Origin of the sequence: Streptomyces sp. NPDC051218, from assembly GCF_044455475.1 — a bacterium.
Lineage (GTDB): Bacteria > Actinomycetota > Actinomycetes > Streptomycetales > Streptomycetaceae > Streptomyces.
Map to the genome: position 1 here is coordinate 544,329 of NZ_JBITEU010000004.1, position 15,001 is coordinate 559,329.

16 protein-coding genes are annotated in these 15,001 nt (G+C 69.3%); 6 read left to right on the forward strand and 10 right to left on the reverse strand.

What is annotated here, in order from left to right; translation table 11 throughout:
• Positions 1 to 146 precede the first annotated feature (146 nt).
• Positions 147 to 509, forward strand: a complete 363-nt coding sequence (locus ACIBCK_RS16040) for a DsrE family protein (RefSeq protein WP_399390568.1) — start codon at positions 147 to 149, stop codon at positions 507 to 509.
• A gap of 28 nt (positions 510 to 537) precedes the next feature.
• On the opposite strand, the gene ACIBCK_RS16045 is transcribed toward ACIBCK_RS16040, so the two are convergent.
• The 4 genes from ACIBCK_RS16045 to ACIBCK_RS16060 form a co-directional block, all read right to left on the reverse strand.
• Positions 538 to 801, reverse strand: a complete 264-nt coding sequence (locus ACIBCK_RS16045) for a DUF3099 domain-containing protein (protein WP_399390570.1) — start codon at positions 799 to 801, stop codon at positions 538 to 540.
• A gap of 89 nt (positions 802 to 890) precedes the next feature.
• Positions 891 to 1,178 carry a DUF1416 domain-containing protein gene (locus ACIBCK_RS16050; RefSeq protein WP_367043433.1) on the reverse strand — a complete coding sequence of 96 codons (288 nt, stop codon included), beginning with the start codon at positions 1,176 to 1,178 and terminating at the stop codon, positions 891 to 893.
• A 30-nt stretch (positions 1,179 to 1,208) separates the two neighbouring features.
• Complete coding sequence (locus ACIBCK_RS16055; protein WP_367043434.1) at positions 1,209 to 2,054, reverse strand: sulfurtransferase; 846 nt, start codon at positions 2,052 to 2,054, stop codon at positions 1,209 to 1,211.
• A gap of 158 nt (positions 2,055 to 2,212) precedes the next feature.
• Positions 2,213 to 2,293 (reverse strand): putative leader peptide, encoded by an 81-nt coding sequence (locus ACIBCK_RS16060; RefSeq protein WP_351007875.1) that lies wholly within the window; start codon positions 2,291 to 2,293, stop codon positions 2,213 to 2,215.
• 234 nt (positions 2,294 to 2,527) lie between these two features.
• On the opposite strand from ACIBCK_RS16060, the gene ACIBCK_RS16065 reads away from it, so the two are divergent.
• Positions 2,528 to 5,749 carry a Tn3 family transposase gene (locus ACIBCK_RS16065; RefSeq protein ID WP_399390571.1) on the forward strand — a complete coding sequence of 1,074 codons (3,222 nt, stop codon included), beginning with the start codon at positions 2,528 to 2,530 and terminating at the stop codon, positions 5,747 to 5,749.
• A 65-nt stretch (positions 5,750 to 5,814) separates the two neighbouring features.
• Here ACIBCK_RS16065 and ACIBCK_RS16070 read toward each other — a convergent pair whose 3' ends face one another.
• Both ACIBCK_RS16070 and ACIBCK_RS16075 read right to left on the reverse strand, forming a co-directional pair.
• Entirely contained in the window at positions 5,815 to 5,988 is a 174-nt protein-coding gene (locus ACIBCK_RS16070) for a hypothetical protein (protein ID WP_399390573.1), read from the reverse strand.
• Positions 5,985 to 7,601 carry an FAD-dependent monooxygenase gene (locus ACIBCK_RS16075; protein ID WP_399390576.1) on the reverse strand — a complete coding sequence of 539 codons (1,617 nt, stop codon included), beginning with the start codon at positions 7,599 to 7,601 and terminating at the stop codon, positions 5,985 to 5,987. Before ACIBCK_RS16075 ends, ACIBCK_RS16070 begins: the two co-directional genes overlap by 4 nt.
• A 107-nt stretch (positions 7,602 to 7,708) precedes the next feature.
• Here ACIBCK_RS16075 and ACIBCK_RS16080 point away from each other — a divergent pair, with 107 nt between their 5' ends.
• Together ACIBCK_RS16080 and ACIBCK_RS16085 are read left to right on the forward strand one after the other, a co-directional pair.
• Complete coding sequence (locus ACIBCK_RS16080; protein WP_399390579.1) at positions 7,709 to 8,284, forward strand: PadR family transcriptional regulator; 576 nt, start codon at positions 7,709 to 7,711, stop codon at positions 8,282 to 8,284.
• A gap of 195 nt (positions 8,285 to 8,479) precedes the next feature.
• The gene (locus ACIBCK_RS16085; RefSeq protein WP_399390582.1) at positions 8,480 to 9,532 is read left to right on the forward strand and encodes a tyrosine-type recombinase/integrase; all 1,053 of its coding nucleotides are present in this window, start codon (positions 8,480 to 8,482) and stop codon (positions 9,530 to 9,532) included.
• A gap of 197 nt (positions 9,533 to 9,729) precedes the next feature.
• On the opposite strand, the gene ACIBCK_RS16090 is transcribed toward ACIBCK_RS16085, so the two are convergent.
• The 4 genes from ACIBCK_RS16090 to ACIBCK_RS16105 form a co-directional block, all read right to left on the reverse strand.
• Positions 9,730 to 10,482, reverse strand: coding sequence for a DUF2993 domain-containing protein (locus ACIBCK_RS16090; RefSeq protein ID WP_399390584.1), 753 nt, complete (start codon positions 10,480 to 10,482; stop codon positions 9,730 to 9,732).
• 111 nt (positions 10,483 to 10,593) lie between these two features.
• Positions 10,594 to 11,718 (reverse strand): hypothetical protein, encoded by a 1,125-nt coding sequence (locus ACIBCK_RS16095; RefSeq protein WP_399390586.1) that lies wholly within the window; start codon positions 11,716 to 11,718, stop codon positions 10,594 to 10,596.
• 8 nt (positions 11,719 to 11,726) lie between these two features.
• Positions 11,727 to 11,981 (reverse strand): MoaD/ThiS family protein, encoded by a 255-nt coding sequence (locus tag ACIBCK_RS16100; protein ID WP_399390589.1) that lies wholly within the window; start codon positions 11,979 to 11,981, stop codon positions 11,727 to 11,729.
• Positions 11,981 to 12,859: an alpha/beta hydrolase gene (locus ACIBCK_RS16105; protein WP_399390592.1), complete on the reverse strand. Its 879-nt coding sequence runs from the start codon at positions 12,857 to 12,859 to the stop codon at positions 11,981 to 11,983. The genes ACIBCK_RS16100 and ACIBCK_RS16105 overlap by 1 nt, the downstream gene beginning before the upstream one ends.
• Positions 12,860 to 13,102: 243 nt before the next feature.
• On the opposite strand from ACIBCK_RS16105, the gene ACIBCK_RS16110 reads away from it, so the two are divergent.
• Both ACIBCK_RS16110 and ACIBCK_RS16115 read left to right on the forward strand, forming a co-directional pair.
• Positions 13,103 to 13,918 carry a winged helix-turn-helix domain-containing protein gene (locus ACIBCK_RS16110; RefSeq protein WP_399390595.1) on the forward strand — a complete coding sequence of 272 codons (816 nt, stop codon included), beginning with the start codon at positions 13,103 to 13,105 and terminating at the stop codon, positions 13,916 to 13,918.
• A gap of 23 nt (positions 13,919 to 13,941) precedes the next feature.
• On the forward strand, positions 13,942 to 14,964 hold the full coding sequence (locus tag ACIBCK_RS16115) for a LacI family DNA-binding transcriptional regulator (RefSeq protein ID WP_367043441.1): 1,023 nt from the start codon (positions 13,942 to 13,944) through the stop codon (positions 14,962 to 14,964).
• The last annotated feature ends 37 nt before the right edge of the window (positions 14,965 to 15,001 follow it).

Here is a 15,001-nt window from a genome sequence, read left to right on the forward strand (position 1 = left end):
CTCAAGCACGGGGTGCTCCTCGGTGAGCTATGGGGTGAGCTAGTGGGGCAGGTATCAGAGCCGCTCCCACTGTAGTCGTGCGCACCCCGCCGCTCTCTGCGAGGTGGCCTTACGGGTGACCGCGCGGATGGCCATACGATGCCGCCATGGCGAAGAAACTCGTGATCAAGGTGACCGCCGGGGCCGACGCCCCCGAGCGCTGCTCCCAGGCGTTCACGGTGGCGGCCGTGGCCGTGGCCAGCGGGGTGGAGGTCTCGCTCTGGCTGACCGGCGAGTCGTCGTGGTTCGCACTGCCGGGCCGCGCGGCGGAGTTCGAACTGCCGCACGCCGCGCCGCTGCCCGGCCTGATCGACTCGATCCTGGCCGGGGGCCGGATCACCCTCTGCACGCAGTGCGCGGCGCGCCGCGACATCACCGAGAAGGACGTGCTCGACGGAGTACGGATCGCGGGCGCGCAGGTGTTCGTGCAGGAAGCCACGACGGACGGCGTCCAGGCACTCGTCTACTAAAGCCCGCGAGCACCCCGCTCCGCCCCACCTACTGCCGAGGCCGCCGCTTGCCGTCCAGCTCGTCCCACCACTCGTCGGACTTCGAGTCCCCCGAGGGATCGTCCCACCAGCGGTCATCGGGACCGCGCCGGTTGGCGACCATGGCGGCGACGGGCGGAATCACCATCGCCACGACACACATCCCGACGGCCACAGGAATCGACCAGAGCCGTACGACGCCCCACGCCAGGACGAAGAGAGCCACGCAGACCCCCATCATGGCGAAGTAGGCGTGCCGCCTTCGCGCATACATACATCCAGCGTAAGCCGAAGGACCACACCCCGATCGATGGCGTCCAACCCCCGGGGGTGCGGCCCTTCAGCCGTCAGTGATCCGCTTCGTCAGACCGCGATCGCGACCTCCGCCAGGCCGCCCGTCTGGGCCACCACCGTGCGGTCGGCCGTGCCGCCCGGGATGAGGGCGCGCAGCGTCCACGTGCCCTCGGCCGCGTAGAAGCGGAACTGGCCGGTGGCCGAGGTGGGGACCTCGGCGGTGAACTCGCCGGTCGAGTCGAGCAGGCGCACGTAGCCGCTGACGGGCTCGCCGCCGCGGGTCACCTGGCCCTGGATGGTGGTCTCACCAGGCTTGATGGTCGAGGCGTCGGGGCCGCCGGCCTTCGCTCCACACATATGTCGATTCCGTCCTTCAGGCCTTGAGGGTTACTTGTTGGCGCCGAGCTCGATCGGCACGCCGACGAGGGAGCCGTACTCGGTCCAGGAGCCGTCGTAGTTCTTGACGTTGGTCTGGCCGAGCAGCTCGTGCAGGACGAACCAGGTCAGGGCCGAACGCTCGCCGATGCGGCAGTACGCGATGGTGTCCTTGGCCAGGTCGACCTGCTCGTCCTCGTAGAGGGCCTTGAGCTCGTCGTCCGACTTGAAGGTGCCGTCGTCGTTGGCGTTCTTCGACCACGGGATGTTGCGCGCGGACGGGACGTGGCCCGGACGCTGCGACTGCTCCTGCGGGAGGTGCGCGGGGGCGAGCAGCTTGCCGCTGAACTCGTCGGGCGAGCGCACGTCGACCAGGTTCTGCGCGCCGATCGCGTTGACGACGTCGTCGCGGAAGGCGCGGATCGAGGTGTCCTGGGGCTTGGCCTTGTAGGACGTGGCGGGGCGGCTCGGGACCTCGGAGCCGTCGACCAGATCGCGGGAGTCAAGCTCCCACTTCTTGCGGCCGCCGTCGAGGAGCTTCACGTCCTGGTGGCCGTAGAGCTTGAAGTACCAGAAGGCGTAGGACGCGAACCAGTTGTTGTTGCCGCCGTACAGGACGACGGTGGTGTCGTTCGCGATGCCCTTGGCCGACAGGAGCTTCTCGAAGCCCTCCTGGTCGACGAAGTCGCGGCGGACCGGGTCCTGGAGGTCGTCGGTCCAGTCGATGCGGATCGCGTTCTTGATGTGGTTCTTGTCGTACGCGGAGGTGTCTTCGTCGACCTCGACGATGGCGACCTTCGGGTCGTCGATGTGGGCCTCGACCCAGTCGGCGTCTACCAGGACGTCGCTGCGGCTCATACTTCTTCTCCTCCGGGGCAGTTGCGGCGGGGCTGCGGTGCTGTACGAGGGGTTCGTGGCGGGTACGGGTGGTGACTGCGCAATAGCGCGGCGTACGCGGCACGGGGTGGCCCTGACGGTGTCAACGGGCCGGGGGATACGGGAGTCGGAGCTCCCGCTCAGAAGGTGCGACAGAGCATGGCGGCGACGCGGCACAGGTCTACTGCCCGCCGCTTCGTGAGGTCCGCCTGTCGCTGCATGGGTCCGATCGTAAGGACGCGAGGGCGGCCGTGTCACCGGGGTGTCGGATGGTGAGACAGGATCATCCATGATGTGGGATGCGTATGGGTTGGATCGAATGGGGGTGTGACCGAGATACGCGTCAAAGGGGCAACGGGATGATCTTGAAGCCCTGAGCGCCCGTCGCCCGTCACCCATTCGGCTCAGTGTCGTTGGTGGTGATGTTGAGCGTCGTCTGGGGCCTGGGGTGGGTTGTGACATCGATTGAACGGACCGCGTATCCGCGGTTCAAGCGGCTGATCACCGCGCATGAGCTGCACCTGTTCTTCTCCCCGAGCCGCGATGAGCTGGAGTGGGCGGCCGATGCCACGGACTGCGATGAGCATCTGCTGGCGCTGCTGCTGATGTTGAAGTCGTACCGGCGCATGGGGTGTTTCCCCGCGCTGGAGGACGTCCCGGAGATGGTGGTGGACTTCGTCCGGCGGGCGGTGGAGCTGCCGGAGGGCACGCTGCCGGTGTACCGGGCGGAGCGGACTGCCAAGCATCACCGGGGCCTGGTCCGCAAGCAGGCCGGCGTGACGTACGACCAAGCCACGGCCCGGGGGATCGTCGAGCAGTCGATCCGCAAGGAGGCCGCGGCGAAGAACCGCCCGGCGGATCTGATCAACATCGCGCTGGAGAAGGTGGTGGAGGCCGGGCTGGAGCTGCCGGGGTTCTCCACCTTCGACAAGATGGCCTCGAAGATCCGCACCGAGGTGAACGCCTCGATCTGCGCGGGCATCCACGACCGCATGAGCGGCGTTCAGCGGGCGGGGCTCATGCGGCTGCTGGAGGAGCGCGACAGCGACGGGACGACGCTGTTCAACCGGCTGAAGAAGCCCGCCAAGGGCCCGACCTGGTCGCACTTCAAGAACCTGACCAAACGTCTGGAATGGCTGGACGATCTTGGCGACACCGATATGTGGATGGACGGCGTCGCCGCGGGGAAGATCACCGACTTCGCCGGGGAGGCGGATGCGGCGGATGCCTCGGAGCTGCGGGACTTCGTCCCCGTCAAACGCATCGCGCTGGTCGCGGCCCTGACGCACAAGGCGCGGATGCGGGTGCGGGACGACCTGGCGACGATGTTCTGCAAACGCGTGGCGACGAAGATCAAGAAGGCGAAGGCGGAGCTGGAGGAGATCCGGCTCGCCGAGCGGGAGATCGTCGAGGCCCTGATCGGGAACTACCGCACGGTGCTCAAGCACATCGACGAGGGCGGCCCCGCGCAGGAGGCGCTCACGAAGGCCGCCGCCATGACCGCCGAGACCCGCCAGGCCCTTGAGGGCCTGGACGAGGAGGCGTCGGTGGACGAGGTCGCGACGCGGCTGGAGGGCAAGGTCTCTCCGGCTGTGATCGCCCTGGTGAAGGCCCAGTTGGTGCAGGCCGGCGGGTTCGGCGCGGTCACGAAGGCGGTGGAGGACTTCGGCGGGTTCGCGAAGCAGTACGAGCAGATCGAGAAGGTCTCCGCCCACCACGGCAACTTCTGGGAAGTACTGCTGTACGGGCAGATCGGCCGGGACCGGGCGGTGATGTTCGACCTGGCCGACAACGACAAGCTGAAGTTCACCGCGACCAGCGAGGACAGCCGGGTACTGGACGCACTCGCACACGCCCAGCGGCACCAGAGCGCCCGCGGCGAGTACATCACCGCTTTCAACGAGGAGGGCAAGGAGGTCGACCTCTCCTTCGCCACCCAGAACTGGCGCAGGGCCGTGGTCGACAAGACCCGAACCGGGCAGTTCGTCCGCAAGCACTTCGAGGCGATGGTCTTCACCGCGCTCGCAGAAGAACTGCGCACCGGCGACATCGCGGTAGTCGGCTCCGAGGAGTACGCCGACTGGTCCGAGCAGCTGCTGGCCTGGGAGGCCGTCCAGGAGAAGCTGGGGTCCTACCTGGTGGAGGTCGGCCTCGCCGAGGCGGGCGAGAGCGCCGAGTTCGACGCGAAGTTCTTCCGCCGGCAGCTGGAGGACAAGCTGCGAGGCGCCGCCGCAGCGGCCGATGCCGGGTACCCGGAGAACGAGGGCCTGGTCATCGACCTGGAGACGGGCATCCCGTCGCTGAAGGCGTTTAGGGCGGACGGTCAGCGGCCCTCAGCGAAGCGGCTGGAGCAGGAGATCAAGGCGAGGATGCCGGAGCGTTCCCTGATGGGGATCGTGGCCCGGACTGCGTACTGGGTGGAGTGGTGGCGCCGTTTCGGCCCCCCGTCGGGCAACGAGCCCAAGCTCACCGACCCCTTGGGCCGCTATGTGATCGTCACGTTCGTCAAGGGCACCAACATGGGCCCGTACGAGGCCGCCCGGCACATTCCCGGCGTGAGCGGGCACGAGCTGTCGTACGTGGCCAACAAGCACTTCTCGATCGTGCTGCTGAACGAGGCGGTCGCCGACCTGGTCAATGCGCACGCCCGCCTCGACATCTCGCAGGCGTGGGGCGACGGGACCGCGGTGGCGGCGGACGGCACCCACATGGACACCTACCTCGACAACCTGCTCTCCGAGACGTCCGTGCGGTACGGCAAGCCGGGCGGCATCGCCTACCACCACGTTTCGGACACCTACATTGCGCTGTTCACGCACTTCATCCCGTGCGGGGTGTGGGAGGCCGTCTACATTATCGAGGGTCTGCTGAAGAACACCTCCGAGGTGCAGCCGACCACCGTGCACGCGGATACGCAGGGCCAGAGCTTCCCTGTCTTTGCGCTCGCCCACCTCCTGGGCTTCGATCTGATGCCCAGGATCAGGAACTGGAAGGAACTGACCTTCTACCGGCCCTCCAAGCAGAGCGAGTACGTGCACATCGACGCCCTGTTCGGCGAGCCGGGCAAGAACGTCATCGACTTCGACCTGATCGAGTCCCAGTTCCGCCACCTGATGCGGGTGGCCGTCTCCGTACGCGAGGGCACCATCTCCTCTTCCACGCTGCTCAAGCGGCTGCGGTCGGGGTCGCGGAAGAACGCCACTTACGCGGCCTTTCGCGAGGTCGGCCGCGTGATCCGCACCGTCCAGCTCCTGCGCTACCTGTCGGACGCGCCGCTTCGCCGGCGGGTGACGGCGGCGACCAACAAGGTGGAGTCGTTCAACCGGTTCTCCCAGTGGATCGGCTTCGGCAACCGCGGCGTCATCGCCGACAACGACCCCATCGAGCAGGAGAAGGCGATGAAGTTCAACGCGCTGCTCACGAACGCGGTGATCTTCCACAATGCCCTGGACATCGCGGAGATCGTGCGGCAGCTGCTGGAGGAGGGATGGGAGATCGACCCGGAAGACCTGGCGCATATCTCGCCGTACCTGACCGAACACATCAACCGGTTCGGCGAGTACAGCACCCACGAACTCGGCATCCAGCCCGCCGCGTACGACCCGAAACTCGACGTCGACTTCGCCCCGCTGCGCGAGCAGGACCTGACCACCGCCGGCCTCGGCCAGGCCGCTTGACCGAACCGCGAGCCTTCTTGCGTACGCACGGGCCGTACAGTCGAAGCGGCGCCCGAAGCCACCTCTTATGGCTTCGGGCGCCGCTTGTCTCGTGCTGCGGTGTCAGGCGCGGGTGGGGGCGAGTAGCGCCGGGCCGCGACCATGAGACCGAAGGCCAGAGCGAGGCCGACAAGGTGGGAGCCGCCGAGGACGGTCCTGGCGGTGACGCCGGTGAGGTCCTGCTCGTGCGCCGTTTTCAAGGAGCGGCATCACCTTCCGCCTGCGGGAGCTGGATGCCCATCCGATGAAGGTAGGCGCGAAGTGTGGAGGCGGTCGGGCGATGGGCGATCAGCCCGATATAGCCGTCAGGACGGATGACCACAAGCGTGCCTTCGCGTGCACCGTAGACACGGAAGAGACGGCGCGTCCGGTCGATCAGCACCGTCGGACCGGCAGCCGTGCCGTAGTCCAGCGCCGGGACAACGCTGTAGGCGTGCAGGTGGTCTTCGAGTCCGCTGATTGCCCGGTAGATCTCTGGGGCGGGCCTGGCGCCGAAGGCGAGGAGGGTGAACTGGGGGCCGCGGAGGATGTCGAATAGCCGTGCCGCAGCGTCGACGGTCTGCACAGGGCCGTCGGGGGCGACATCACCAGCGCGCAGAGAGCTGCGCCGACCGGCGAGGTGGGTGGTCAGCGGACCGGTTCGGTAGGTGGGGTGGTCGTTGCGGTCGCGGCGTTGCTGCCGGGCGAGGAACGACTTGATGGCGAACCGCACCACCGGACGGACGGCCCGGGGTGGGGTGACCGCTGAGAATCGCCGGTCGCTGTCGGCCAGCACCGCGCGGGCAACCGGCAACCGTTCGTCCTCATAGGTGTCCAGCAAGCTTTCAGCGCAGACACCTTGAAGGACCAGAGCTAGTTTCCACGCGAGGTTGTAGGCATCCTGGATGCCGGTGTTCATGCCGTGCGCACCGAACGGGCTGTGCACGTGGGCGGCATCACCGGCCAGCAGCACGCGTCCGGCCCGGTAGGTGTCGACCATGCGCAGGTTGTAGCGCCACACCGACAACCAGGCCGGGTCCGCCAGGCGTATGTCGCGGCGCCCGGTCCGCTCGATAACCGCGCGCTGGAGCGTATCGAGCGACGGCTGCGGCCACTGGCCGCTGGGGTCCTGCTGGAGCGAGGCCACGACTTGCCAGGTTTCGGCGTGCGGGGTGGGGCGGGCGACAAGGATGTGGCCGCTGGTCGCCATCCACAAATGTACGGCGTCGCGGTCGGGCAGCCCGTCGATGCGCACGTCGGCGATGAGTGCTCTGGTGTCCTCGTCGGTGGACCCGGAGAACGGCAGAGCAAGTGTGCGGCGCACCTGACTGCGGCCGCCGTCGGCCCCGACCAGGTAACCGGCCCGGACGGTCTCCGTCCTGGCCCCATCCGTGTTTTCGACGGTGGCGGTCACGCCGTTGCCGTCGGCCGTGAAACCGGTCAGACGGCGGCCGAACTCCACCTTTCCGCCCAGCTCGGCCAGCCGATCGCGCAGGATCGACTCGGTTCGCCACTGGGGCAGCGCCACAGAGTTCGGGTAGGGGCGCGAGGCAGTGGGCGGCGCGGGCGGCACTCGCATGTCAAACAGCAACGGAGTGCCGAGGTGAAAGCGGGTTCTTGACTGGATGTCAGCAGCCGCGACGATGCGGTCGGCGATGCCGAGGTCGTCAAGGATCTCCAGGCTGCGCGGCTTCAGGGTGAACCCCCGCGAACCCTCCGTGGGACCGGGGGCCTGTTCGATCACTCGGCATCCGATTCCCCTGCGGGCCAGGTCACATGCCAGAGTCAATCCGGTCGGCCCGGCCCCCGTAATCAGTACATCAACGTCGTTCATTGCCCCGTCCCTCTCCCGGCAGCGCGGGCCATGTCCAGTCGACCTCTGGCCCTCACTCACTCTGATACCTACAATCGGACCTGTCAATCGGTACCTGTCTTCGGAGGATGGACACGATGTCCCTGCGCCACGCCCTTCTCGGCCTGCTGGAAGATGGGCCTGCCAGCGGCTACGACCTGACCGCGCGCTTCGAACGCTCGCTGCAGAAATACGCATGGACCGCCCGGCAGAGCCACATCTATCCAGAGCTGAAGCGCCTCGCCGACAGCGACTTGATCGCCGTCACCGAGGAAGGCGCGCGCGGACGCCGTACCTACGCGATCACCGACGCGGGCCGCACGGAGCTGCGCGACTGGCTGCTGTCCCCACCCAGGCCCCGGGCCGTCCGCGACGAACACGTACTGCGCATGTCCCTGCTGTCCGTACTGGACATCCCGCAGGCGCGCGGATTGGTGCTCCGCCACCTCGAAGAAGCCGACCAGGTGGCGGCCGAACTACGCGCTCTCGCCGACGCCGCCGATACCGAGCCCCACCCTCGTGGTCGTTTGCGGTTCGGCCGGCTGGCCATCGAGTACGGCGTCCACCAGTACCAGGCGCAACAGCAGTGGGGCCATTGGGCCCTGGAGCAACTCGATCGAGCCGAGGCTGCCGACCCGCACCAGCGCCAACCTTCCGAAACGTGAGCCGATTCGCTGGGCCCCGCCGCAAAGCCCCCGGCGGCGCAGTGCAGCATCCGCAGTAAATGCCGGATTTACTGCGGCAGAGCCCCTGCCGTGATCATCGCGACCTGCGGCGGGGTGTTCCGGCCGCCGGAGTGAGGTGTACGCATTTACTGCGGCAGTGCCGGAAGGGCGGGGACGGGCGTGACGATCGAACCGGTGACCGAACTTGGAGGCGGGGGCGCGTTGCGGTTGCCGCGCGCCCGCGTCGTGCCCATGTCCGCCCCTCCCGCGTCGTACACCGCGGCGGTCGAGCGGTACCTCACCGGCGCGGGCATCGCGAAGTCCTCCGCGCGGATCTACCGAATCTCGCTGACGACGTGGGGGTGGATGCTCGCCGGTGAACCGGCGCCGACCGGGCCCGCCCGCCGGGGCGCGAAGCCGCCCGTCTTCCCCGTCACCGCGATTGACGGCCCGGCGCTGCCGGAGGTGCTGGCCGAACTGGCGGCGGCGCGGGCGGACGAGATGGACGCCGACACCGTCAACCGGGAGCTGTCCATCGCACGCAAGGCGATCGGCTGGTGGCAGCGCCAGGGTTGGATCGAAGGCGATCCCACGATCGGCATCGAGCGGCGGCCGGCACCGCCGGACCGCACCAAGGCCCTGGCAGAGAACCAGATCGCCGCGCTGTGGCGCCTGGATGTCGCGCTGCGGGAGAAGACGCAGTGGAAGATGCTCTACGAGTCCGCCGCGCGGGCCGATGAGGTGCTGTGCCTGAACGTGGAAGACCTTTACCAGCAGGACAAACGCGGGAAGATCACCACCAAGGGCGGGGCGACCGAGTGGATTCACTGGCAGTCCGGCACCGCCCAGCTCCTGCCCCGCCTCATCGCCCGCCGGACCCGCGGCCCGCTGTTCCTCACCGACCGCAAAGCCCCGGTCGGAACACCGACGCTCGACGTGTGCCCGGAGACCGGCCGGGCCCGGCTCTCCTACCGCCGGGCTGAGGAGATCTTCGAGGAGAACACGCGGCTCCTGGCCAACCCGCTCGCCTCGCCCGAGGACATCGAGGACCTGGACGGCTGGACCCTGCACCGGCTCCGGCACAGTGCCCTGACGCACGACGCCGAAGACGGCACCTCGACCCCGATGCTGCTGGCCCGCTCCCGCCACGCCTCCGTCCGCTCCCTGGAGCGGTACGCCCGCCCCGGCGTCGACTCGGTCGCCCGGCACGTCGCCGAACGCGACCCCGCTGCACGCCGCCGCACGTAAATCCGAGCGGATCAGGGCTTCAAGATCATCCCGTTGCCCCTTTGACGCGTATCTCGGTCACACCCCGAATGGAGAAGCCGCCCGCGCGGGGGCGGGGAGCGGGGTTCGCTCCCGTCGCATCCATCGCGCGGACGGCTTCGTCTCGTACTGCGGAACGGCGGCCCCGGGAGGCCGCTGCGGGCCTCGGCCCGCGCGCCTCAGCCCGCCAGCCTCACGTTCGTGCCCTTGACCGAGATGTCCACGCCGTCCTGCGCCGGCTCCACCTGGTCGATCTTGATGCCGCCCGGCAGGCCGGTGATCTTCTCCTCGAAGTCGGTCACGTCGCGGACCATGCCCTCGGGGAGGGGGATCGAGACGCCCATGACCTCGAACTTCTTCGGGATCTCGTCGGCGTTGACCTTGATCGTGTCGCCCTCGACCTTGATCGAGCTCAGCACGTGCACCGGCTTGGGCAGCTTCGCGCCGCCCTTGCTCACCTCGACCTCGACCTTGATCTTGCCGTCGCCGCCGTCGGAGAGGCCGACCACCTTGCCGGTGGCGCCCAGCGGCAGCTCGACGGGCGGCTCGCCCTGCGCTTCCTTGAGCAGCTCGTCGTACGTGATCCGGGCGGTGCCCGTGGCCTCGGCGGCGGTGGCGGAGCTGTAGTCGCCGGAGAACTCGACGCCCTTCATCCGGGCGTTCAGATCGGCGATGCGGATCTTGTCGGAGCCGGAGGTGGCGTCGTAGTTCTCGATGCCGATCTCGACGTCGTCGAGCGTGCCGCCCGCGACCTGGGTCAGGAAGGGAAAGCCCTTGATGGAGACGTCGGGCGTCTCGCTGAGCCCCTCGCTGGTACGCAGCTTCTCCGCCGCCTCGTCCTCGGCGAAGCCCACCGCGAGGCGGTCGGCGCCCACGAAGAGACCCCCCAGGATCACGAGGACGATCAGAAGTATTCGTACGGAGCGCTTCATGTCCGGTGTTCCCCCACCTTGTACCCCCGCTTGGCTGTCGTTGCCGCGAGCCTAAAGGACAGGTCCCCGGCCGGAGTGCCCGGCCGGGGACCTGTCGATCAGCTGTGACGATCAGCCGATGGCCCTGCCCAGGAGGTAGACGGCCGGGGCCGCGGCGGCGAGCGGCAGGGCGACACCCGCCGTCATGTGCACGAAGCGGGACGGGTAGTCGTAGCTGGCGACCCGGTGGCCGATCAGCGCGCAGACGCCGGCCCCGAGGCCGAGCAGCGCCCCCTTGCTGCCGACGTCCGTCGCGCCGCCGACGGCGACACCGGCCCCCGCGGCGGCGAGCAGCGCGACGACGACCGAGGCGGGAGTCGGCAGCGGCAGCGCGCGGGCGATCACGGCGACCGCCACGGCGATACCGCCCACCGTCACGGCTTCCTCCGAGGCCGCGAGGTGCCCGGTCGCGATGATCGCGAGCGCGGCGGACGCGACGGTCGCCATCAGACCGGCCATCCGCTCGTCGGCGGAGGCGCGGCTGCGCAGCTGGAGCACGAGGACGAGCAGCACCCAGACGCCGAGGGTGCCGAGGATCGCGGCGGGCGCGTTCTCCTTGCCGGTGGCGAGCAGGGCGATGTCGGCGACGACTCCGCCCATGAAGGCGAGCGCGATGCCCTGCCGGGCGGGCCACATGCCGTTGAGCCGGAACCATCCGGCGGCGGTGACGGCCTGCAGCAGGATCAGCGGTACGAGGAGTGCGTACTGCCCGATGGCGGCCGTACCGGCGAGCAGCAGTCCGAGGACGGCGGTCAGCGCGGCGGGCTGGATCCCCGGCTCTATGACCGGCGACCGCCCCTCGGCGCGGGCCCGCTGGGCGTCGGTGACGCGGGGGTTGCCGGTGGTGGTGGCGGGGCCGTAGGTGGCGGAGGGCTCTTCGTCCGCTGCCACTGCGGCGGCCGGCGGCTGCGGTTGCTGCGGCTCCCCGTACGACTGCGAGGGCAGATACGCCGTATCCGTCACGTCCACCACAGGTGAGGGCTGGATCGTCGTGTCCCAGGTCTGCCCCTCCCACTGCTGGGTGTACGAGGCGTCCTGGGCATACGGCTGCTGCGGATACTGGTACTGCTGCTGGGCGTACTGCTGGTCAGCGGGGTAGGCCTGCTGCTCCGGCGGGTACGCCTGCGGCTCGGCAGGCGGGTAGTCCCCCCGGTAGGGGTCGTAGTCCCCGTACCCCTCATACCGCGGATCGCTCATAGCGCTGCTCACCCTCCTGCGAACGGCGGGAGCACCTCGACCGTGCCGCCCTCGGCCAGCCGTACCGTCTCATGCCCGCGGGTACCCACGGGGTCGCCGTCGATGAGGAACGAGCATCGCCGCAGTACACGGACCAGCTCGCCGGGGTGTCGCTCGCGTGCCGCGTCCAGCGCCTCGGCCAGCGTGGTCGCGGTGTACGGCTCCTCCGCGACACCTGCGGCTGCTTTGGCCGCGGCCCAGTAACGAATGGTGCCGTTCACCATCACAGCTCCTCTCCTTCGGCGGATACCGGTCTTCCTTCGGCGGTTGCCGACGTCCATGATGCCGTGACCCAATCGGCGATCCGACCGAGCAGGGCGTCGTCCGCCGCGTTCTCCGCGTGCCCCATGCCCGCCTCCAGCCAGAGCTCCGCCCCGCCCTTCGCGGCGGCGGCCAGCATCCGGGGGTGGTCCACGGGGAAGTACGGGTCCCGGTCGCCGTGCACGATCAGCAGCGGCGTCGGCGCGATGAGCGGGACCGATTCCACGGGAGAGAGCGGTACGGGGTCCCACTCGTGCGGGTGGATTCGCGTGCGCAGACCCCACCGGCCCACCACGCGCCCCGCGGGCCGCGTCACCACCCAGTGCAGCCGCCGCATCGGCGCCGTCCCCCGGTAGAACCAACGGGCCGGGGCACTCACAGCGACCACCGCGTCAACCCGCGCTTCCGTGCGCCCCCCATGCGCGGCGCCCGCGATGGCCGCGTGCCGCAGCACCACGGAACCGCCCATCGAGAAGCCCACGGTCACCACTCGTGCGTGGCCGAGGGACCGCGCCCACTCCACCGCGGCAGCCAGGTCGAGCACCTCGCGGTCGCCGACCGTGGAGAGCCCGCCGGACGCCCCGTGGCCCCGGAAGGAGAACGTGATCACGGCCGCGGCCTTGGCGAAGACACCGGCGGCCCGCCGCACGTGCGGCCGGTCCAGATCTCCGGTGAAGCCGTGCGCGATCACGATCGCCAGGTCCGTACCCGGGTCGGGGCCGGGCTCGTACCGAGCGTCGATCACGACTCCGTCCCGTGTACAGAGCGTTACGCTCCGCTGAACGCGAGTGATCGGCCGCACAGAAGATCGCGCGACTTGACCTGCCGGAGGGGAACTCATGTGGGCTATTCTCCTTGGCAGAGGATCCGGGCAGCGAAGCCCCCGGGTCCTTTCGTGCTTTCAGACGCGTTGTGATCGACAGCGCGCCGGGGCCCAGGGCGCGGCCCCCGGAATCACGGCAGTACCACGTAGTAACAGTACGAAGCAGTGCCGTAAACGTCCTCGCAGGGACCGAGGAGGAACCGACGTTATGGGCGAGCGAAACGTGCACAACCGTATGACGACCCAGGCAGGTGGGCGGCGATGAGTTCTCTGCTGCTCCTCACGAATGCCCTTCAGCCGTCGACGGAGGTGCTTCCCGCCCTCGGCCTGCTGCTGCACAACGTGCGGGTCGCCCCCGCCGAAGGCCCGGCCCTCGTCGACACCCCTGGTGCCGACGTCATCCTGATCGACGGCCGCCGTGACCTCCCGCAGGTCCGCAGCCTCTGCCAGCTCCTGCGCTCCACCGGGCCAGGCTGTCCGCTCGTCCTCGTCGTCACGGAGGGCGGCCTCGCGGCCGTCACCGCCGACTGGGGCATCGACGACGTACTCCTGGACACCGCGGGCCCGGCCGAGGTCGAGGCGCGGCTGCGGCTCGCGATGGGCCGCCAGCAGATCACGTCGGACGACTCCCCCATGGAGATCCGCAACGGCGATCTCTCCGTGGACGAGGCGACGTACAGCGCGAAGCTGAAGGGCCGGGTCCTGGACCTGACCTTCAAGGAGTTCGAGCTGATCAAGTACCTGGCGCAGCACCCGGGCCGTGTGTTCACGCGGGCCCAGCTGCTCCAGGAGGTCTGGGGCTACGACTACTTCGGCGGTACGCGCACGGTCGACGTCCACGTACGTCGCCTGCGCGCGAAGCTCGGTGTCGAGCACGAGTCGCTGATCGGCACCGTCCGGAATGTCGGCTATCGCTTCGTGACGCCGGAGAAGGTGGAGCGGGCGGCCGACGAGAAGAAGGCGAAGGCGGCGACGCCGCCGCCGGCCGAGGGTGAGCACAGGGGTATCCCGAAGCGGGACGCGGCACCCGCCGTCCCCGCGCCGAAGGAAGCTGCCGTACGACCTGCCCAGCGGTAGTTCCATCCGCGTAGACTCCGCGCGTGGCCAAGGTGACTAGGGATGACGTGGCGCGACTTGCGGGTACTTCCACCGCCGTCGTCAGCTATGTCATCAACAACGGACCTAGGCCGGTTGCCCCGGCCACGCGCGAGCGTGTACTCGCCGCGATCAAAGAGCTGGGGTACCGGCCCGACCGGGTCGCCCAGGCCATGGCGTCGCGGCGTACCGACCTCATAGGCATGATCGTGCCGGACGCGCGGCAGCCGTTCTTCGCGGAGATGACGCACGCCGTGGAGCAGGCGGCGTCCGAGCGCGGAAAAATGGTGCTCGTCGGCAACACGGACTACGTGGACGAGCGCGAGGCCCACTATCTGCGGGCCTTCCTCGGCATGCGGGTCTCCGGGCTCATCCTCGTCAGCCACGGTCTGACGGATTCGGCCGCCGCCGAGATCGACGCGTGGGACGCGCGGGTCGTGCTGCTGCACGAGCGGCCCGAGGCGATCGACGACGTCGCCGTCGTCACGGACGACCTGGGCGGCGCGCAGCTGGCCACGCGGCATCTGCTGGAGCACGGGCACGAGTACGTCGCCTGTGTCGGCGGCACGGCCGAGACCCCGACCGTCGGTGACCCCGTCTCCGACCACGTCGAGGGCTGGCGGCGGGCCATGCGGGAGGCCGGGCGCTCGGTGGAGGGGCGGCTCTTCGAAGCCCCGTACAACCGGTACGACGCGTATCAGATGGCGCTGGAGCTGCTGGCCCGGCCGGACCGGCCGACGGCGGTCTTCTGCTCCACGGACGACCAGGCGATCGGCATCCTCCGGGCCGCGCGGGAGCTCCGGATCGACGTGCCGGGTGAGCTTGCCGTCGCCGGGTTCGACGACGTGAAGGAAGCGGGCCTGACGGACCCGCCGCTGACGACGGTGGCGTCGGACCGTCCCGCGATGGCGCGGGCGGCGGTCGACCTGGTCCTGGACGACGGGCTCCGGGTCGCCGGTTCGCGCCGGGAGCGGCTGAAGCTGTTCCCGTCCCGCCTTGTGGTCCGGCAGTCCTGCGGCTGCAACTGACGCACGTCCCGCAGAGCCGCGCCCGTCCCGGGCCGCT